This is a genomic window from uncultured Ligilactobacillus sp., assembly GCF_948826705.1.
Lineage (GTDB): Bacteria > Bacillota > Bacilli > Lactobacillales > Lactobacillaceae > Ligilactobacillus.
The window spans coordinates 20,480-40,776 of sequence record NZ_CAQLEL010000145.1 but is presented as its reverse complement, the minus strand read 5'-3'; the positions used below and the strand labels follow the sequence as shown (position 1 = coordinate 40,776).

Here is a 20,297-nt window from a genome sequence, read left to right as displayed (position 1 = left end):
ATTTTTATATAAAATATGGTAAATTATTAACTGGCATAAAAATTCTATGGAGATGGTGAATTTGAAAAAGTTAAAAGTATATCGTTTGTCACTTGGGTGGCAGATCATCTTAGGTCTTTTGATCGGGATCGGCTTAGGAGTCATATTTACTGATGATAAAGGATTTATCAGATTTGCAAATGGACTCGGGTCGACCTTCATCAATATGATCTCGATGATCGTCTTACCGATCGTTTTTTCGAGTTTAGTTGTAGGGATCGCTAATATGGGCGATATCAAAAAGTTAGGGCGGATCGGACTAAAAACTTTGATCTATTTTGAGGTGCTATCAACGCTCGCCTTTATTGTTGGGATGTTAGTATCTAATATTTCCAAGATCGGATATATGCTTGATTTAAGCAAGTTATCACAAGTTGATATCTCAACGTATGTTAAAACAGCTAAACAGGCTTCGCACAGCGGATTAGGATCGATCTTGATGTCGATCGTGCCATCTAATTTCTTTGATGCATTAGCGACAGGTCAGATGTTGCCAGTGATCTTTTTTTCCTGTTTATTTGGTTTAGGGATCGCGGCAATTGGTGAAAAAGGTAAGATCTTATTACAATTTTTCCAAGCTGTAGCAGAAGTAATGTTCAAGATCACTGGTTGGATCATGCATTTTGCACCGTTTGGGGTCGCAGGTTTGATCGGGGCTACCGTAGCTCAATTGGGGCTCGAGTCATTAAAACCACTAGGATTATTCATCGTAATGTCTTACGCAACGATGATCTTTTTTATTTTAGTAGTTTTAGGGATCACTTCACGGATCTTTGGTTTCAGGATCATGGACCAATTGCGAGTGGTCAAAGATGAATTGGTGTTGGCTTTTACAACGGCTAGCTCAGAGGTCACACTACCACGTTTGATGGAAAAAACACAAAAATTAGGTGTTGATCAAGCGATCAGTTCGTTCGTTATTCCAACTGGTTATACCTTTAACTTGGACGGATCTGCGATCTACCAATCATTAGCAGCTATCTTTTTAGCCCAAGCCTATCATATTGATCTTTCGTTGAGTCAGCAATTGACTTTATTATTAGTTTTAATGATCACTTCTAAAGGGATGGCAGGCGTTCCAGGGGCGTCATTTGTTGTTTTATTAGCAACGATCTCAACGATCGGTGTTCCAGTCTCAGGTCTGGCTTTGATCGCCGGAATCGACCGTTTAGTTGATATGGGGCGGACAGTTGTCAATGTTGCGGGAAATGTTACTGCGACATTGATCATTGGCAAATCCGAAAATGAATTTGATCAAGAAAAACATGATAAATATGTAGCATCTTTTAAATAAAAATAAGCGTAAAAAAACGATATCTACGAAAATAGATACCGTTTTTTTAGTGTACATTTTTTATAAAAAATACTCCCCACATTTTTGCGAGGAGTGTACAGATCCGTCCATATCAGTTGACGGACACTTTTTTGCTTTATTGTGGTGGATTTCCACCGTCAGTTGTTTGATCTTCAGCTTGTGAGTTGTTAGGTTCAGCTTGTGATGTAGAAGTTGCTGAACTAGAATTATCGGTAGTCGATTGAGAAGGGTGACTTGACGATTGACTCTCAGAGTTGCTTGAGCTTGAAGAAGGTTCTGATGAACTTTCTGAGCTAGATGAACTTTCCGAGCTTGAAGAAGATTCAGACGATGAACTCGAAGATTCTGAAGAACTTGAGCGACTAGAACTTGAACTACCAGAAAGTTCAGAGCTTGGAGCGGCAGAACCGGCCAAGTAAAGTTCACGAACGCCATTGATATAGCGAACATAGACGTTGCTTGGTTTGCGCCAATCGGTGTTGGTCTTACCTTGTGACATGTAGGTCATGATGCTCTTATAGAAAAGCGATGCTAAAGCAACTGAATTGTTATCTAGATAATTACCAGCTTCGTATTGGTGATCATAGCCGACCCAAACAGAGACAGAGTAGTGCTTAGTATAACCGTTGAACCAAGAATCCATTGCAGCATTATCAGGGAATTTAGCTGAAATATCAGATGGGTAAGCGTTGGTCCCGGTCTTGCCGGCTTGATATAGACCGCTGATATTAGCTCTAGTTCCCGTTCCTTCAGGCGAAGTAATAACACCCTTTAGCATATCAGTGATCATATAAGCGGTCGATGACTGCATGACTTGTTTGCCAGAGCTTGAAAATTCTTTGCGTTCACCATCACCAGTCACGATCTCTTTGATATATTGTGGTTGGTAATAAGTCCCACCATTGGCAAAAGCCGCATAAGCTGCAGCATTTTGTAGGGTCGAAGAAGGTAACCCGATACCGTTTTGATATTCTAGGGTCTTATCGTAATCAAAGCCCATTTGTGAAATGAAGTTTTGAGCTTTAGTGATCCCTACTGCAGCTAAAGCTCGGATCGCAGGGACGTTACGTGATTCGATCAAGGCTTGACGCATCGTCATCAGACCCTTGTATTGGTGGTCAAAATCGTATAACTGGATATTTGTTCCAGGGTAAACATAACGATTATCTTTGATCGGATGATACGTAGCCCAATCGAGATATTCGATCGCAGGTGCATAATCCATCAAAGGTTTAGCCGTAGAACCATTCGTCCGATCAGTTTGAACTGCACGGTTGAGTCCAAAGGTAATATCACCTGTTTTACGTCCACCTAGCATCGCGACCACATTACCATTATCTGGATCGATCACGGTCGAAGCAACTTGGATATTGTCATCTGGGAAGTTCAAATATTCATCACTATTTGCGATCTCATAAAGACGTTTTTGGATCGACATGTCTAAATTGGTGTAGATCTGTAAGCTGTCTTTATAAGGATCGTAGCCTTTTTTCTTAGCTTCTTCGATAACTTGCTTGATATATGGATCAGCGATCTTTTCAGTTGAGGTCACAGTTTTTGAAGTATTCTTCTCAACTAGACCAGTGGTGATGCTTTCTTGTTTAGCTTCGTCAGCTTGAGTTTGGGTGATCTTTTTATTAGCGACCATCGCATTTAAAACATCATCCCGACGTTTTTTAGCAAATTCTGGATTGGTATAAGGATTGTAAGAGGATGGAGCATTTGGGATCCCGGCGATCAAAGCTGTTTGAGCTAAGTCTAATTTATCCAATGTTTTACCAAAATAATACTTAGCCGCGGTCTGCATCCCATAACATCCATCACCCATGAAGACCTTATTGACATAGAAAGTCAAGATCTGATCTTTGCTGTATTGGCGGTCCATATTGATCGCTAGCCAAGCTTCTTGTGCTTTCCGCTTGATCGTTTGATCGGAGCGCTTAGTTGAGAAGTAGGAGAGTTTGATCAATTGTTGATCTAATGTACTCCCACCTTGTAATCCGGCTGAGCCAGATGCGTTAGACATTGCAGCTGATACGATCCGCCATGGGTCGACCCCATGATGCTTATAAAAACGACGGTCCTCGATCGAGATGACCGCATCTTTTAATTGCTGTGGAATGTCTTTTTCTGCAACATAGGTCCGATTTTCGGTCCCCAAAGACATGATCTTTTTGCCATTTGAATCATAAATGACCGTTGAACCGGCACTTTCAAGCTGTTGCTCACTTAATTTAGGAGCACTGCTTGCGTAAACAAAAAAGACAGTGACCCCGACCACTAAAGCAGCTACTAGAGCGGCTGCTAAGGATAATAATATCTTGAGCCACATTGGCTTTTTGCCAGCATGTGAAGCTTTTTTCTTGCCGCTACGTTTTAACCGGCCGTTTCTTTTCGGACCATTTGTGCGCGAGTATTTCGGATTTTTATCCATAACGATACTGCTACTATACAAATGTGGAATCATAAAATATATGATCAGAAAGAATATAGCGTTCCTTTCTTAATTTTAGTTACTACAGTTATATAGTGATAAAGTGTAGTTTAGGCAAATTGCCTGACTGGATTATTGTAAGTATCAGTCACACATTTTTAACTTTCTAACTGATATAGTTAACTGTATTTATCCACTAGGGAAACATTGAACTACTTTTTGAGTAGTAGATCAACGTATTTTAGATATGGGATACGTGGTTGGAGTGCATAATCGATCTCAAAGCCATCGCGTTTGATCACTGCTTTTGGGATCGATTTGCGCCCAGTTGCTTGGGAATCCCAATAATCAAATAAAATATCAGCTGGCATCAAAAACACCTGATCAGTTGTGACGAATTTAACGATCGTAAAGCAGATACCAGCCTGATCTTGACATGCTTTCATGTGTTTTATCTGGTGAGCATGGAAGTTATTGAGCGGAAATGAGGTTTTATTTTTAGTCTCTTTTGCTTCAAAATCAAGATAATGACCACGATAGACACCATTGTAATCAGTAGTAGAAGCCTGTTTGAAATAAGCTTTTTTGATCACTGCGGCACTACGCTTGGGATAATAAACATCAACGATCTGGATCGGTGTTGGTTTTTTGTGAATGACCGCGATCCCAGCTGAAAGATAGTATTTATTACTTTCGTTTATTTCATCTTCTAACGACATTCCGCGCTTTCCATAAATAGTATTGTTGGCGCGGCTTTTTTTACTCGCACTATTTTTAGTAGTGAACAAACCGCCGTTTGGATAGTGGATTGCCATAGATAAATATCACGCTCCTATCCGGTTAATTATAACAAATTTAAACAGTTATTGGCAAAAGTTGGGTGAAATTTAAAGCAAAAGATTTGTGGTATTATAAGATAAAGAAAATATTTCAGTGAGGTGAAGCGCGTGCGTTTATGGGTAAGTGGCTATCGAAGTTACGAACTAGGGATCTTTAAATTAGATGACCCCAAGATCGAAGTTTTAAAGTATTGTTTACGTAAAAATTTTATGCAAAATACTGATAGGGGGCTTGATTGGATCATTTCTGGGGGACAGTTAGGGATCGAACAATGGGCGTTAGAAGAAGCAGTTTCTTTTACCCAAGAATATGTAGGGATCAAGACCGCATTGATGTATCCCTATACAGAATTTTCCAAAGACTGGCAAGAAGATAAGCAGATACAACTAGCACAGTTAGAACAACAAGTTGATTTTTGTGCTAGCGTCAGTAAACGACCATATAGTTTGCCAGTGCAGTTGAAAAATTATCAACAGTTTATGCTAGAACATACGGATAAAGCGGTCCTGATCTATGACCAAGAACATCCCGGTAAGCCAAAATTTGACTATGAAGCGATCAAACGTTATCAACAAGCACATGCTTATGAGCTTGAAATGATCGACATGTATCAGCTTCAAGATGAGGCAGAACAGTATCTAGAACAAAAGAATGACCGTTAAAAAACATCTAAAAATTTATATTTACAAGTACCAAACAATTATGCTATAATGAACGACGTTATGAGTTAAGTTCCTAATATGCAAATGAGGTGCAGTTTCGATGGAAAATGTAAATCTTACGCCTAAGGATATCGTAAATAAGAATTTTTCACGCGGTCTACGTGGTTATGACTCGAATGAAGTTGATGAATTTTTGGATCAAGTTATCCAAGACTATGAAGCATACGCTAAAGAAAATCAACGTCTTCAAATGGAAAATGATCGTTTAGTAAGCAAAGTCGATGAATTGACTAAGCAAGTTGCGGTCGGTTCTTCGGGTCAAACAGCTCGTCCAACGACGAATATGACTAATATGGATGTTTTAAAACGGTTATCTAACTTAGAGCGACATGTTTTTGGTGCTCAACTTAATGATGATAACGATCGTAGTAATCGTTTTTAAATAAGTAAATAGTGTGTAGTTTTCTGGTAATCGCGGTCTATTATATATAGGCTGAGGAAAGTCCAAGCTTGCACAGGCTGCGATGCCTGTAGTGATCGTGCTTGCTGAAAAAATAAGGCAAGGTACCATTTTTATGGTAACGGCAGATAAAAGGGCTAAAGTCGTTTGACCATGTCCGAGTAGTCTTGAAAAGTGCCACAGTGACGAAGCAATAGTGGAAACATTATTGGTGGAACGCGGTAAACCCCGCGAGCAGGTAACCCAAACTTTGGTAGGGGCGCTTCATGACGGAAATGAACTAATCATGGGGGCGAGTTATCCAACTCGGAGATAGATGATTACCACCGATTTTAGCTCCTGGGCTAAATGACGTACAGAACGTGGCTTATAGAGGACTACATATTCAGGAAATGACTAGGGCGGAAGGAAACTTTTGTCCTAGTTTTTTTAATGTAAAAATAATTTATTAAATCTATGCTCATACAGAAAGGAAGTATTATGAAAAAATACAACTTACTAGCAACCTGTGCTGCTGGGATCGAAGCAATTACAGGAAATGAATTAAAGCATCTAGGCTATCAAGTGGCCGTTGAAAATGGACGAGTTCGCTATCAAGGAACGGCAGAAGATATTATCAATACCAATCTCTGGTTACGCACGGCCGATCGGGTCAAGATCATCATTGGAGAATTCAAAGCAACGACTTTTGATGAACTTTTTGAAAAGACAAAAGCTTTGCCTTGGGATGAATATTTACCGTTAGATGCTAACTTCCCAGTTGCTGGAAAATCCCAAAAATCTAAGTTACACAACGTCCCTAGTGTGCAAGCGATCGTAAAAAAAGCGATCGTTGAAAAGCTTTCAGCGGTGTATCATCGTCGGTCATTTTTGCCAGAAACAGGGGCTAAATATCCTTTGGAAGTAGCATTGAACAAAGATAAAGTCCTATTGACGTTAGATACGACTGGGAGCAGTTTGTTCAAACGTGGCTATCGTGTTGGTAAAGGGGGCGCGCCATTGAAAGAAAATATGGCAGCAGCGCTTGTTTTATTGGCACATTGGTATCCAGAAAAACCTTTTGTCGATCCAGTATGTGGTTCAGGGACTTTACCGATCGAAGCTGCAATGATCGGGCATAATATCGCGCCAGGCTTCAATCGTGATTTTGTTTGTGAAACATGGGACTGGATGCCGGCTGGCTTGAGTGAAGAATTACGAGCTAAAGCTGAACAAGAAGCCAATTATGATATTGAACTTGATATCTGTGGCTACGATATTGATGGTAAGATGATCGAGATCGCTAAGCAAAATGCAATGGAAGCAGGATTATCTCATAGTATCAAGTTCAAACAACTGGCTGTCAAAGATTTTAAGACTGATAAAGAATACGGCGTGATCGTGGCTAACCCACCATACGGTGAACGTCTTAGCGATGAGGCTGGCGTGCATAAGCTCTATCAAGAAATGGGAGATCTTTACCGTCCATTAACGACTTGGAGCAAATATATCTTGACTAGTGACTTAGCTTTTGAACAGTATTACGGGCAAAAGGCGACTAAGCGACGTAAGCTCTATAATGGTACTTTAAGAACTGATCTATTTCAATATTGGGGACAAAAAAAGCCTCGCAATTAGGCTTTTAAGGCTTGTAAAGCGAGGTTATGAGCGCCAGTGTTTTGTTTGTCAGGGATCCATTGATCGATGACCAGTGGGAATTTTTCTTGTAGTGTGAGTAGTTTTGCCAACTCAGGTGCAAATGACTTACTATAGCGCTTATCTAAGCTATCGATCACGATCTTACTATCAGAGTGAAAGAAAACATTTTGAGCGCTTGGGAAGTATCGATGCAAATATTCAAAACCTATGATAGCAGCTTCAAATTCAGCTTGATGATTATTTGAAGCTGTTATCTTTTGTTTGAATTGGTATTGTTTTTGATCAGCGATAACTAAGATCCCAGCTGCACTGTGGGTTTTGTTTGTTGCGGCATCAGTGTATAATTTTACCATAGAGTGTGCTCTTTTCTTAAATAATTGTTAAATTACCACTTCAATAAACAAGTGGTCTTCTTCAAATTGTAAAATTAAAAGAGAAGTAGTGCAACGGAAAGGTGTTTTTTCTGTGGAACAAAAATTTTATTGTCAACCTGATATTCCTAGTTCGATCACATGTTGGTCCTATACTTTTATGATCTTTTTATTGAGTTTGTTTTTATGGTTAGAGATCACAGTTTTTCAGATCTGGACCGCAATTTCTTTTGTGATCTTTGTGCTAGTCACTGCGATTCAATTATGGCGACGCCGATTGGTTATTACAGACCGTGAAGTGAAATTCAAGCGCGTTTTATCTTTAAATGATAAAGTCATTGCTCGTAGCGATATCAAAGAAGTCGTAGCCACGAAATGCCAATTGAAGATCACTGACCAATATCGGACTTATTCAGTTTTGATGTTACCAAAAAGCAAAGAAAAGTGTTTGGGGTTATTGAAATAGTTCGCTTTTTAAGTTGCTTAAATTATATTTATTAGCTTTTTATAAAAAATAATGACAAAAAGCGAAATATGTTTTATACTAGTCTTAAATTCATCAGGAATTAGCTATAAGATACAGGTAAAAAGAAAGGAAAAGCTATATCTATCATTTTAGTGATATAGTCGTGAGCGTAAACGTGAAAGATATTGAAATTGCACAACAAAGTGAGATGTTACCGATCGTTGAGGTCGCTAAAAAAGCTGGTCTAAGTGGATCAGAGATCGAGCAATACGGACAATATAAAGCAAAGATCAAATTACCGCTGGCTGACCGCCCAAAAACTAAAGAAAAACTGATCTTAGTAACTGCTGTCAACCCAACGCCGGCTGGTGAAGGAAAGTCGACCGTTACTGTTGGTCTAGGCGATGCCTTGAGTCTAGCAGGTAAAAAAACAATGATCGCCTTGCGTGAGCCATCCTTAGGTCCTGTGATGGGGATGAAAGGTGGTGCAACTGGCGGAGGATATTCTCAAGTAGTCCCAATGGAAGACATCAATTTACATTTCACCGGTGATATGCATGCCTTGACGACTGCCAATAATACTTTAGCGGCTTTGATCGATAATCATATCTATCAAGGTAACAAACTAGGTATCGATCAGCGTCGGGTGATCTGGAAACGCGTATTGGATATCAATGATCGTGCCTTGCGACATGTAGTCATCGGGCTTGGTGGTGTAGTCCAAGGGATCCCACGTGAAGACGGTTTTGATATTACGGTGGCTTCAGAAATGATGGCGATCTTGTGTCTAGCAAAAGATATCGCTGATCTAAAGAAACGTTTAGGACAGATCGTGATCGGCTATACTTTTACCAAGGAGCCAGTGACAGTTGACGACTTAGACGTAACAGGTGCGATCGCCTTGTTATTAAAGGATGCCTTAAAGCCAAATCTAGTTCAAACCTTAGCGCATACACCAGCGATCATTCATGGTGGACCATTTGCTAATATCGCACATGGATGTAACAGTGTGTTGGCAACTAAGACAGCTTTGCAGTTAGCTGACTATACGATCACTGAAGCTGGTTTTGGAGCTGATCTTGGGGCTGAAAAATTCTTGGACATCAAAGTACCCCAGTTAGGCAAAGCACCGAATACGATCGTGATCGTGGCTACAGTTCGTACTTTAAAGATGAATGGTGGCGTGGCAAAAGATCAACTTGATCATGAAGATCTAGTAGCTTTAGAAAAAGGCTTTGTTAATTTGAAGCGTCATATTCAAAGTATGAAACAATATGATATTCCCGTAGTTGTTGCGATCAATAAGTTTACAGCTGATACTTCGGCTGAACTAGACATGTTAGTTGAGCTTTGTGCTAAGGAAGGTACTACCGCTGTTGTTGCCGATGTGTGGGCTAAGGGTGGTCTTGGTGCAAAAGAATTAGCTCAAGTTGTGATCGCTAGCTGTGATCAAGCTACTGCACCTAAACGCTTGTATGCGTCTGATGATAGTGTTGAAGACAAGATCAAACAGATCGTAACTAAGATCTATGGTGGTAAAGATGTTGAATTCAGTCCGAAAGCTTTACGCCAATTAAGTGAGTTCAAAACGCTTGGTTGGGACAAATTACCTGTATGTATGGCTAAAACACAGTATTCACTTTCTGACGATCCTAAATTACTTGGGGCACCGACTGATTTTACGATCCATGTTCGTGAATTTGTGCCTAAATTAGGGGCAGGGTTTATCGTTGCTTTGACCGGTAATGTTTTAACAATGCCTGGTCTACCAAAAGTTCCAGCTGCGATGGGAATGGATCTAGCAGATGATGGTACGGTCACGGGATTATACTAAGACTGTTTCTGATTTTTTTAAATTGTAGGCTGATAGGTCAGATCAGCCTTAAAAGGCATCAGCAGTGGTGCCTTTTTTGTTTGAGTAATTGTCTAACAACGATTTTTACGTTAAGATTGAAATGAAAGGTTTTTAAGTCATTAGTTTAGAAGGGTTATGGATCGGATGACGTTATATATTTGTTTAATGGTCGCGGTAGTTTTATCCGACCAGTTGTTGAAATTTTATATTCAGCAAAATGTTCCACTTAATGTTAGCTATGAAGTTATTCCAGGTGTCCTATCGATCGGGCATGTGCGAAATTTTGGAGCGGCTTGGAGCATGTGGTTAGGCCAAAGATGGTTACTAAGTATTATTTCACTTATAGCTTTAGTGATCTTTGGCTATTATTTTAAGAAATTGCACCATAACTGGGGCTATGGACTAGGCTTTTCACTGTTGATCGGTGGAACGCTTGGAAATTTACTTGATCGTCTTTTCTCTGGGTATGTGGTCGATATGTTTGAATTGGATCTTATCAATTTTCCAGTCTTCAACATTGCTGATTGCGCCTTGACTTTAGGTGTGATCGTAGTTTTGATCACGATGCTAAAAGATGATGAAGGGATAATTTAAATCTATAAAGAAGGATGATAATGAATTGGTAGAAGCAACGATCACAACGCAAACGGGACGGTTAGATAAAGTTTTAACGACGATCTTTCCGCAGTATTCGCGATCCCAGATCCAACAATTATTGGAGCAGGGCAATATTTTAGTCAATGAGACCCTACAAAAGGGGAAATACAAGGTCAAAGAAGGCGATAAGATCAGTTTGACCGAACCAGCGATCAAAGAGCTTGCAGTCGAACCTGAAAATATCGCTTTAGATATCGTTTATGAAGATGATGACGTGATCGTGATCAATAAGCCACAGGGAATGGTCGTTCATCCAGCACCTGGACATGAACACCATACATTAGTCAATGCTTTGTTATATCATTGCCCACTTTCAACGATCAATGGGACCTATCGGCCAGGGATCGTGCACCGGATCGACAAAGATACTTCAGGGCTCTTGATGGTTGCTAAAAATGATCAGGCTCATCGCAGTTTGGCTAAGCAATTAAAAGATAAAACTAATTTACGCGAATATGTCGCTCTTGTTCACGGACGGATCAAAGAAGATTCTGGGACGATCAAAGCTCCGCTTGCACGCAGCCCTAAGGATCGTAAAAAACAAGCTGTCGTTTCTGGTGGGAGAGATGCAGTGACGCATTTTAAAGTCTTGAAACGTTATCAAGATTATACCTTGGTAAGTTGTCGCTTAGAAACTGGTCGGACCCACCAGATACGTGTGCATATGAAATATATCGGTCATCCGTTAGTTGGTGACCAGATCTATGGACCAAAGAAGACTTTGAAGGGTAATGGACAGTTTTTGCATGCGGCTAAATTAGGATTTATCCATCCCAAAACGGGTGAATTTTTGGCTTTTGAAGCTCCACTGCCAGAAATTTTTGAAAATCAACTGGCATATCTTGACAAAACAAATGAAATCAAGTAGATTATAAATAAATAAGTGAGTCCTTTAAGGATAGTCCAGAGAGGCTAGCAAGGTACGATTCGATATACCCACGCTATCAGTGGGTCTGTTTAGCGCTAGTCTTGAAGTGTATTCTTTGAGGCTGGCGTTTTTTTAATATCCTAGGGAGGTTTTTACTTTGGCAAAAGAAGTGAGCGATGCAATTACGATGAAACGAGCATTAACACGGATGACTTATGAGATCATTGAAAAGAATAAAGGGGTAGACGGGATCGTTTTAGTCGGGATCAAGACCCGCGGCATTTATTTAGCTAAACGGATCGCAGCGCGCTTGCAACAATTAGAGGATGTAACGATCCCGGTAGGCGAATTAGACATTTCCTTATATCGTGATGATGTCCATCATGATCCTAAAGCCAAGCATGAACCGATCGTAAAAAGTAGTCAGATCGGATTTGATATCAATGACAAACATGTGATCTTAGTTGACGATGTGTTATTTACTGGACGAACGATCCGCGCGGCTTTAGACGCTTTGATGGATCAGGGACGACCAAAGACGATCAACTTAGCGATCTTAGTCGATCGGGGTCATCGCGAATTGCCGATCCGTGCAGATTTCGTTGGTAAAAATATCCCGACCTCATTAAATGAAGAAGTTTCTGTTTATGTCGAAGAGATAGATGGCAAAGATGGGATCGAATTAAAGACAATCAAATAAATTAACCATTTTAATTGACTCCAGAGAGGGCAAAAAAGGTTGATAGGCTTAAGACAGTACGGATTAAGTCTACCTTTTAGAGCCCGAAATGTAATATTTCGGGCTTTTTTCTTAGCAAAATAGAACGGAGATTATTTTATGTCAGAAAAAGAAGTTTTTAGAAATAAAGATGCACTATTAGATATCAACGATAAGCCTAGTTTTCCGCATTGGTTAGTCTTATCGATCCAGCATCTCTTTACGATGTTTGGAGCTACTGTGCTCGTACCGTTACTGATCGGTTTGAATCCAAGTATCGCGCTCTTTTGTTCCGGTGTCGGGACGATCGTATACTTACTGTGCACAAAAGCTAAGATACCAGCTTATCTAGGTTCGAGTTTTGCTTTTATCATGACGATGCAAGTTTTGATGAAAAATTACGGCTATCCCGCTGTCGGTCAAGGAGCTATCGCAGCCGGAGCAGTTTACGTGATCGTTTCTTTGATCGTTGGTAAATTTGGTTCGAGTTGGGTCGATAAATTATTGCCACCTGTTGTTGTAGGGCCGATCATCATCGTTATCGGGTTATCCCTTGCCACGACGGCGGCTAATGATGCGATGTTGAACAATTCGAATTACGATCTGAGATTTTTCAGTGTTGCGATCTTTACCTTGTTACTGACGATCGGTTTTAACATCTTCTTACGCGGTTTTCCAAGTATGATCCCCGTTTTGCTTGGAATCATCGGTGGATATATCTTTGCTGTTATGATGGGGATCGTGGATCTTACAGCCGTTGCTAAAGCTAAATGGTTCACATTACCAGCGTTTGACGTAATGTTTATCAATTATGACTTTAAATGGTATCCTGCAGCGATCTTGGGGATGGCACCGATCGCTTTTGTGACGATGACTGAGCATATGGGACATATCATGGTCTTGAATAAATTGACTAAGCGCAATTTCTTCAAAGATCCAGGTTTGAATAGAACTCTACTTGGCGATGGTTTTTCAAGTATTATCGCTGGTTTTGCTGGTGGTCCTCCAACCACTTCTTATGGTGAAAATATTGGTGTTTTAGCCATGTCAAAGGTCCACTCAGTTTGGGTGATCGGAGGTGCAGCCTTCTTTGCGATCATCTTTAGTTTTTGTGGTAAGATCTCAGCCTTGATCCAATCGATCCCAAGTCCAGTCATCGGTGGGATCTCATTTCTACTCTTTGGGATGATCGCTTCCAATGGTTTACAGATCTTAGTTGATAACAAAGTAAATTATGCGTTGAAGCGCAATTTAGTGATCACTTCAGTCATCTTGGTCGTGGGTGTTGGTGGAACATATCTTCAATTAGGAAATTTCCAATTGACAAGTATTGCTTTAGCAACGATCTTTGGGATCGGTCTGAACTTGATCTTACCAAAATACGCTTTTAGTGAACGATAAAAAATAATCAGTGGAAAGTAAAATGTGGGACTGATATTTGCCAGCAATCTAAGAAAGGAAAACTATAGCACTTTCTGATAACCACATGATCTATAGCCAAAAAGAGCCATGCAACATTTTGTAACAGTCGATGATTTAGATGAAAAACAAGTTTTAGCGTTGATCAAACGCGCTCGATATTTCAAACAAGGGGGACGTCCAAACCATGATCTAAGTGATGTTTATTGTGTCAATATGTTCTTTGAAGATTCGACTAGGACGCATACGAGTTTTGAAATGGCTGAACGGAAATTAGGTTTGAATGTTTTGCAATTCGATCCTAAGCAAAGCTCGGTCAATAAGGGAGAGACTTTATATGATACATTGTTGACGATGGATGCTTTAGGTGTTGAACTAGCTGTGATCAGGCATTCCCAAAATGAATATTATGCACCATTGATCAAGCCAGATGCTGGAAAAACACTAGATATCGGGATCATCAATGGCGGGGATGGAAGTGGTCAGCATCCTTCGCAATGCCTGCTAGATATGTTGACGATCTACGAGCAATTTGGAAAATTTGCGGGCTTAAAGGTGGCGATCGTTGGCGATCTGACCAATTCTAGGGTCGCCAAGAGTAATATGGAGTTATTGCATAAATTAGGTGCGACCGTATATTTCTCGGGGCCAAGTTATTGGTATGATGAAGCATTTGAAGAATACGGCACTTATCGCCCATTAGATGAATTAGTCGCAAAAGTCGATGTCTTGATGCTTTTAAGAGTTCAACACGAACGCCATGGCGCTATTGAGGAGCAAGCTTTTTCAAAGGAGAGTTATCATCAAAAATACGGTTTAACGACTAAACGCTATGCTAAATTAAAAGATGATGCGATCGTTATGCATCCCGGACCGATCAATCGAGATGTTGAGTTTGCCAGTAGCTTAGTTGAGGCAGAAAAATCAAGGTTTAAGGCACAGATGCAAAATGGTGTGTTTATGCGGATGGCAATGTTAGAAAAAGTGATCGAAGGCCGCGAGCTAGGAGGAAAAGTAAAATGAAGTTATTGCTTAAAAATGGGACAGTTTATCAAGCTGGTAAGTTATTAAAAAATGATCTATTGGTCGAAGATGGCGTGATCACAGCCTTAGGTACGGATCTAAAAGTAGACGTCGATCAAGTGATCGATGTGACCGATAAATTAGTTGCTCCTGGTTTAGTTGATGTTCATGTGCACTATCGCGAACCGGGTTTTACACACAAAGAAACGATCAAAACCGGGAGTTTAGCTGCAGCTCATGGGGGTTATACAACTGTTTGTGCGATGCCAAACTTAGATCCTGTCCCTGATACGCCAGCTAAAGTTACTGCTCAAGTTGCGTTGAATAAGGCTAATGGGGTCGTTAAGATCAAACAATATGGTGCGATCACAGCGGGATTGAAAAGTGATGAGTTGCTTGATCATGCAGGAATGAAGGCAGCGGGAGCCTTTGCTTTTAGTAATGATGGTTGTGGAGTCCAAACAGCTGGCACGATGTATCAAGCCATGTTAGCAGCTAAAAAACTAGATGTGGCTTTGGTCGCCCATGTCGAAGATGATTCATTGTTGTTTGGCGGTGTGATGAATGCCGGAAAGAAGGCTAAAGAATTAGGTCTACCAGGTATATTGGGGATCAGTGAATCTTCTCAGATCGCACGCGATCTATTATTAGCCAAAGAAACAGGTGTCCATTACCATGTTTGCCATGTTTCGACCAAAGAAAGCGTTGAATTGATCCGCATTGCTAAAAAGCATGGGGTCAATGTGACCTGTGAAGTATCACCGCATCATCTATTATTGAGTGAAGATGATATCGTAAAAAATGATGGCTTTTATAAAATGAATCCACCATTGCGGGCCAATGAAGATCAACAAGCTTTGATCGCAGGGATCTTAGATGGCACGATCGATATGATCGCAACTGATCACGCTCCTCATAGTATCGACGAAAAAACTGGCGATATGCGTACAGCTGCTTTTGGGATCACAGGTAGTGAGACAGCTTTCTCCTTGCTGTATACTCAACTGGTAAAGCAACAGCAAGTTTTGACTTTGGAACAACTATTAGAACTCATGTCTAAAAATCCAGCTGAAGCATTCAAGTTTGAGGTAGGGAGTATTTTTGCAGGAGCTAAAGCGGATCTAGCCGTTTTTGACTTAAAACATGAGACCACGATCACTGAAGCCGATTATTTCTCAATGGGTAAAAATACTCCATTCACTGGTGAGAGAGTTTTTGGGCAAACTTACTTGACTATGGTCGATGGTAATGTGGTTTATCAAAAGGAGGATTAGCATGGAGCGTTATTTAGTTTTAGAAGATGGTACAGTATTTTCGGGAGAAGCTTTTGGCTTTGAAGGGCAAACGACCGGAGAAGTGGTTTTTACAACGGGGATGACAGGTTACCAAGAAGCCGTGACCGATCAATCGTTTGCTGATCAGATCTTAGTTTTCACCAATCCGTTGATCGGAAATTACGGGGTAAATCTTGATGATTACGAGTCGCTTATGCCTAATTGTTGTGGAGTCGTTTGTCGTGAGGTGGCACGTGTTTCTGACAGTTGGCGCAAGCAAGGGACCTTCGATGATTTCTTAAAGCAAATGCAGATCCCTGGCATCTGTCATATCGATACTCGGGCATTGACTAAGAAATTACGTGAACATGGAACGATGAAGGGATGTTTAGTCGATTCAGTTCATGATATGACTCACACACTTGATCAATTGCGTGCAACTGTACTAAGTGATCGGGTAGTGGAACAAGTTTCAACGATCAAACCTTATCCAAATCCTGGTGAAAAGCGCAATGTTGTTCTAGTTGATTATGGACTCAAGCACAGTATCTTACGTGAACTTTCTAAACGTGATTGCAATACGATCGTGCTACCATCAAGTGCAACAGCCCAAGATATATTGAATTTAAAACCAGATGGCGTCATGTTATCTAACGGGCCTGGAGATCCTAAAGACGTTTTACATGCTGTCGAAATGGTAAAAGAAGTCCAAAAACATCTTCCGATCTTTGGGATCTGCTTAGGACACCAGATTTTTGCTTTAGCTAACAATGCTGATACGTATAAGATGAAATTTGGACACCGTGGCTTTAACCATCCGGTCCGTGAGATCGCAACGGGAAGGATCAATTTTACTTCACAAAATCATGGTTATGCAGTCGATCCAGCAACGATCGATAAAGATGAATTGATCATTACTCACCGTGAGATCAACGATGGTACGGTCGAAGGGTTACGTCATAAGCGCTATAAAGCTTTTAGTGTGCAATTTCATCCTGATGCTGCACCAGGACCACATGATGCAGTCGATCTTTTTGATGACTTTATGCATATGATCGATCAACGAAAGGAAGAAGAAAATGCCTAAACGAACAGATATTAAAAAAATCATGGTTCTGGGATCAGGACCGATCATCATCGGACAAGCTGCTGAATTTGACTATTCCGGGACTCAAGCTTGTATGGCGTTACGTGAAGAAGGCTATGAAGTAGTTTTGGTCAATTCCAATCCTGCAACTATCATGACAGATACTGACATTGCTGATCGGGTCTATTTAGAGCCATTAACGGTCGAATCAGTTTCGCGCATCATGCGCCAAGAATATCCCGATGCTTTGTTGCCAACATTAGGTGGTCAGATCGGGTTGAACTTAGCGATCGCATTGCATGAAAGTGGGATCTTAGATGAGCTTGGGATCGAACTTTTAGGTACAAAATTATCTGCGATCGATCAAGCTGAAGACCGCGAAAAATTCAAAGAGCTGATGTTACAATTAGATGAACCGATCCCAGCTTCAAAGACGGTCAATACAGTAGCAGAAGCCTTGGAATTTGCTGAAACGATCGGTTATCCTGTGATCGTACGTCCTGCTTTTACGATGGGCGGTACCGGTGGTGGCTTATGCGATACACCGGCTGAATTAGAAGAGATCGCAGCTAATGGATTGGATCTTTCACCTGCGACCCAGTGTTTGATCGAAAAATCGATCATGGGTTACAAAGAGATCGAATTTGAAGTGATGCGTGATTCAGCTAACAATGCGATGGTAGTTTGTTCGATGGAAAACTTTGATCCAGTTGGGATCCACACTGGTGATTCGATCGTGGTCGCACCAACACAAACATTAACTGATCGTGAGTATCAAATGTTACGAGATTGTTCTTTAAAATTGATCCGTGCACTCAAGATCGAAGGTGGCTGTAATGTTCAGTTAGCACTTGATCCTAACAGTTTCAAGTATAACGTGATCGAAGTAAATCCACGGGTGTCACGTTCCTCAGCCTTGGCTTCTAAAGCAACTGGGTATCCGATCGCTAAAATGGCAGCCAAGATCGCAGTTGGTCTGACACTAGATGAGATCAAAAATCCTGTTACCCAAACGACTTATGCCGAATTTGAACCAGCTTTAGACTATGTAGTTGCTAAGATCCCACGTTGGCCATTTGATAAATTCGCACAGGCAGATCGGACCTTGGGGACCCAAATGAAAGCAACTGGAGAAGTTATGGCGATCGGCCGTAACTTAGAAGAAGCGTTGCAAAAAGCAGTCCGCTCACTTGAGATCGATGAAAAAGATCTTTTATCACCGCGAGTAGCTAAAGCTTCGGATGAAGAATTAGAGAAGAAATTAGTTCACGCCCAAGATGACCGTCTCTTTTATTTGGCTGAGGCCTTTCGTCGTGGCTATACATTAGAAGAGGTCCATGAGTTTACTAAGATCAATCTCTATTATTTAGATATTGTAAAACATATCGTCGAACTTGAAGCTAAAACAAAGGCGCATCCTAATGATCTGGCTTGCTTAAAAGAGGCTAAGTATTATGGCTTTAGTGACCATACGATCGCTAAACTGTGGGATACGACTGCTGAAGAGATCCGTGCTTTACGGAAAGAAAATCAGATCCTTCCTGTCTATAAGATGGTCGATACTTGTGCAGCTGAATTTGAATCGCATACACCATACTTTTATAGTTCATACGATCTTGAAAATGAAAGTCACCCTTCAGCTAAAGGATCGATCCTAGTTATCGGTTCTGGACCGATCCGGATCGGACAAGGGGTCGAATTTGATTACGCTACAGTCCACAGTGTTAAAGCGATCCAAAAACTAGGCTATGAAGCGATCGTGATGAACTCTAATCCTGAAACAGTCTCTACTGATTTTTCAGTCTCAGATAAATTATATTTTGAACCACTTGATCTAGAGGATGTCTTGAACGTGATCGATCTTGAACAGCCTAAAGGTGTGATCGTGCAATTTGGGGGACAAACTGCGATCAATTTAGCAGCTGGCTTAAAAGCAAATGGCGTCAATGTTTTGGGGACCGCAGTTGCTGATCTTGATCGAGCTGAAGATCGTGAGTTATTTGATCAAGTTATCAAACAACTTGGCCTAAAACAACCAGTGGGTAAGACTGCGATGTCAGAAGAAGAAGTCCTTGCGTGCGCCCATGAGATCGGATATCCAGTTTTGGTTCGCCCGAGTTACGTACTTGGCGGGCGGGCAATGGAGATCGTTAATAACGATGAAGAATTGACCCAATATTTAGCTGAAAATGCATACTTGGCCAAAGAACATCCGATCCTAGTCGATGCTTATCTTGAAGGGTACGAATGTGAGGTCGATGCTATCTGCGATGGTAAAGATGTCTTGATCCCAGGTATCATGGAACATATCGAACAAGCTGGCGTCCACTCAGGTGATTCGATGGCGGTATATCCATCGCAAAACTTTGATCAAAGTGTCAAAGACCAAATTGAAGATGCAACTAAGAAATTAGCCATTGCTTTGAAGTGTATCGGGATCATGAATATCCAATTTATCGTGCATAAAGGTGAAGTTTATGTTCTTGAAGTAAATCCACGGGCTAGTCGGACGGTACCATTTTTGAGTAAGATCACTGATATCAAGATGACTCAAGTTGCTACTCAAGTTATCTTAGGCAAGACTTTAAAAGAGCTAGGTTATGGATCGGGGATCTATCCTGAATCTGAAATGATCCATGTCAAAGCTCCGGTCTTTTCCTTTAATAAACTGGCCGATGTCGACAGCTTACTAGGACCAGAAATGAAATCAACTGGTGAAGTCATGGGCAGTGATCATAGCTTTGAAAAGGCACTTTATAAAGCCTTTATTGGAGCCAACATGAAATTGCCGGCTAACGGGAGCGTTTTATTTACGGTCAAAGATAAAGATAAACAGCAAGCTTTAGCTTTAGCGAAACGTTTTGCAAAGATCGGCTATCGGATCTTTGCGACTGCTGGAACAGCTGAATTTTTAAATGAAAATGGGTTGCATACCATGACCGTTGCCAAGATCGGACAAGCTAAACCCGGGATCTTAGATGTTTTACAAAATAATGAAGTTGATATCGTGATCAACACGATGGATCACGACCAAGAAAAAGTATCTGATGGCTTTGTGATCAGACAAACTGCGATCGAGCATAATATTGCTTTGTTGACATCGTTTGATACCGTGGATGCTTTATTGAAAGCTTTAGAAAATCGTTCATTCTCGACTACAGCACTATAAAG

17 protein-coding genes and 1 other RNA gene are annotated in these 20,297 nt (G+C 40.8%); 15 read left to right on the top strand and 3 right to left on the bottom strand.

The features are described 5' to 3' along the window. Positions 1-61 precede the first annotated feature (61 nt). Positions 62-1,333 carry a cation:dicarboxylate symporter family transporter gene (locus Q9Q35_RS10840; RefSeq protein ID WP_304653378.1) on the top strand — a complete coding sequence of 424 codons (1,272 nt, stop codon included), beginning with the start codon at positions 62-64 and terminating at the stop codon, positions 1,331-1,333. A 136-nt stretch (positions 1,334-1,469) separates the two neighbouring features. Here Q9Q35_RS10840 and Q9Q35_RS10835 read toward each other — a convergent pair whose 3' ends face one another. Continuing rightward, positions 1,470-3,788, bottom strand: coding sequence for a transglycosylase domain-containing protein (locus tag Q9Q35_RS10835; protein WP_304653377.1), 2,319 nt, complete (start codon positions 3,786-3,788; stop codon positions 1,470-1,472). A gap of 212 nt (positions 3,789-4,000) precedes the next feature. Further along, complete coding sequence (gene recU / locus Q9Q35_RS10830; RefSeq protein WP_304653376.1) at positions 4,001-4,603, bottom strand: Holliday junction resolvase RecU; 603 nt, start codon at positions 4,601-4,603, stop codon at positions 4,001-4,003. 132 nt (positions 4,604-4,735) lie between these two features. Between recU and Q9Q35_RS10825 the strand changes: the two genes are divergently transcribed. The 4 genes from Q9Q35_RS10825 (at position 4,736) to Q9Q35_RS10810 (ending at position 7,367) form a co-directional block, all read left to right on the top strand. Then, the gene (locus Q9Q35_RS10825) at positions 4,736-5,290 is read left to right on the top strand and encodes a DUF1273 domain-containing protein (RefSeq protein ID WP_304653375.1); all 555 of its coding nucleotides are present in this window, start codon (positions 4,736-4,738) and stop codon (positions 5,288-5,290) included. A 100-nt stretch (positions 5,291-5,390) separates the two neighbouring features. After that, positions 5,391-5,732, top strand: a complete 342-nt coding sequence (gpsB, locus tag Q9Q35_RS10820) for a cell division regulator GpsB (protein WP_304653374.1) — start codon at positions 5,391-5,393, stop codon at positions 5,730-5,732. A gap of 18 nt (positions 5,733-5,750) precedes the next feature. Continuing rightward, positions 5,751-6,125, top strand: an RNA gene (gene rnpB, locus Q9Q35_RS10815) — RNase P RNA component class B. Positions 6,126-6,230: 105 nt separating this feature from the next. Beyond that, positions 6,231-7,367 carry a class I SAM-dependent RNA methyltransferase gene (locus Q9Q35_RS10810; protein ID WP_304653373.1) on the top strand — a complete coding sequence of 379 codons (1,137 nt, stop codon included), beginning with the start codon at positions 6,231-6,233 and terminating at the stop codon, positions 7,365-7,367. Here Q9Q35_RS10810 and Q9Q35_RS10805 read toward each other — a convergent pair. Further along, positions 7,364-7,741, bottom strand: coding sequence for a ribonuclease HI family protein (locus Q9Q35_RS10805; protein WP_304653372.1), 378 nt, complete (start codon positions 7,739-7,741; stop codon positions 7,364-7,366). The genes Q9Q35_RS10810 and Q9Q35_RS10805 overlap by 4 nt on opposite strands. Before the next feature lie 112 nt (positions 7,742-7,853). On the opposite strand from Q9Q35_RS10805, the gene Q9Q35_RS10800 reads away from it, so the two are divergent. The 10 genes from Q9Q35_RS10800 (at position 7,854) to carB (ending at position 20,295) form a co-directional block, all read left to right on the top strand. After that, the gene (locus tag Q9Q35_RS10800) at positions 7,854-8,225 is read left to right on the top strand and encodes an EbsA family protein (RefSeq protein WP_304653371.1); all 372 of its coding nucleotides are present in this window, start codon (positions 7,854-7,856) and stop codon (positions 8,223-8,225) included. Between the two features lie 175 nt (positions 8,226-8,400). Next, positions 8,401-10,059 (top strand): formate--tetrahydrofolate ligase, encoded by a 1,659-nt coding sequence (locus Q9Q35_RS10795; RefSeq protein ID WP_304653370.1) that lies wholly within the window; start codon positions 8,401-8,403, stop codon positions 10,057-10,059. Between the two features lie 165 nt (positions 10,060-10,224). Next, complete coding sequence (lspA, locus tag Q9Q35_RS10790; RefSeq protein ID WP_304653369.1) at positions 10,225-10,674, top strand: signal peptidase II; 450 nt, start codon at positions 10,225-10,227, stop codon at positions 10,672-10,674. A 25-nt stretch (positions 10,675-10,699) separates the two neighbouring features. Beyond that, on the top strand, positions 10,700-11,605 hold the full coding sequence (locus Q9Q35_RS10785) for an RluA family pseudouridine synthase (protein WP_304653368.1): 906 nt from the start codon (positions 10,700-10,702) through the stop codon (positions 11,603-11,605). A gap of 157 nt (positions 11,606-11,762) precedes the next feature. Next, the gene (gene pyrR, locus Q9Q35_RS10780) at positions 11,763-12,305 is read left to right on the top strand and encodes a bifunctional pyr operon transcriptional regulator/uracil phosphoribosyltransferase PyrR (RefSeq protein WP_304653367.1); all 543 of its coding nucleotides are present in this window, start codon (positions 11,763-11,765) and stop codon (positions 12,303-12,305) included. A gap of 138 nt (positions 12,306-12,443) precedes the next feature. Then, on the top strand, positions 12,444-13,724 hold the full coding sequence (locus Q9Q35_RS10775; protein ID WP_304653366.1) for a solute carrier family 23 protein: 1,281 nt from the start codon (positions 12,444-12,446) through the stop codon (positions 13,722-13,724). Between the two features lie 108 nt (positions 13,725-13,832). Then, complete coding sequence (locus Q9Q35_RS10770; RefSeq protein ID WP_304653365.1) at positions 13,833-14,765, top strand: aspartate carbamoyltransferase catalytic subunit; 933 nt, start codon at positions 13,833-13,835, stop codon at positions 14,763-14,765. Next, positions 14,762-16,039 (top strand): dihydroorotase, encoded by a 1,278-nt coding sequence (locus tag Q9Q35_RS10765; protein WP_304653364.1) that lies wholly within the window; start codon positions 14,762-14,764, stop codon positions 16,037-16,039. The genes Q9Q35_RS10770 and Q9Q35_RS10765 overlap by 4 nt, the downstream gene beginning before the upstream one ends. A gap of 1 nt (position 16,040) precedes the next feature. After that, positions 16,041-17,126, top strand: coding sequence for a carbamoyl phosphate synthase small subunit (locus tag Q9Q35_RS10760; protein ID WP_304653363.1), 1,086 nt, complete (start codon positions 16,041-16,043; stop codon positions 17,124-17,126). After that, a complete protein-coding gene (gene carB, locus Q9Q35_RS10755) occupies positions 17,119-20,295 on the top strand; it encodes a carbamoyl-phosphate synthase large subunit (protein WP_304653362.1) in 3,177 nt (1,058 codons plus the stop codon). Before Q9Q35_RS10760 ends, carB begins: the two co-directional genes overlap by 8 nt. The last annotated feature ends 2 nt before the right edge of the window (positions 20,296-20,297 follow it).

Bases quoted from the DNA above. Each gene is read 5' to 3' on its own strand.
- gpsB (WP_304653374.1), top strand. From the start codon at position 5,391: ATGGAAAATGTAAATCTTACGCCTAAGGATATCGTAAATAAGAATTTT.
- Q9Q35_RS10835 (WP_304653377.1), bottom strand. From the start codon at position 3,788: ATGGATAAAAATCCGAAATACTCGCGCACAAATGGTCCGAAAAGAAAC.
- carB (WP_304653362.1), top strand. From the start codon at position 17,119: ATGCCTAAACGAACAGATATTAAAAAAATCATGGTTCTGGGATCAGGA.
- Q9Q35_RS10765 (WP_304653364.1), top strand. From the start codon at position 14,762: ATGAAGTTATTGCTTAAAAATGGGACAGTTTATCAAGCTGGTAAGTTA.
- Q9Q35_RS10810 (WP_304653373.1), top strand. From the start codon at position 6,231: ATGAAAAAATACAACTTACTAGCAACCTGTGCTGCTGGGATCGAAGCA.
- Q9Q35_RS10775 (WP_304653366.1), top strand. From the start codon at position 12,444: ATGTCAGAAAAAGAAGTTTTTAGAAATAAAGATGCACTATTAGATATC.
- Q9Q35_RS10770 (WP_304653365.1), top strand. From the start codon at position 13,833: ATGCAACATTTTGTAACAGTCGATGATTTAGATGAAAAACAAGTTTTA.
- Q9Q35_RS10805 (WP_304653372.1), bottom strand. From the start codon at position 7,741: ATGGTAAAATTATACACTGATGCCGCAACAAACAAAACCCACAGTGCA.
- lspA (WP_304653369.1), top strand. From the start codon at position 10,225: ATGACGTTATATATTTGTTTAATGGTCGCGGTAGTTTTATCCGACCAG.
- recU (WP_304653376.1), bottom strand. From the start codon at position 4,603: ATGGCAATCCACTATCCAAACGGCGGTTTGTTCACTACTAAAAATAGT.
- Q9Q35_RS10760 (WP_304653363.1), top strand. From the start codon at position 16,041: ATGGAGCGTTATTTAGTTTTAGAAGATGGTACAGTATTTTCGGGAGAA.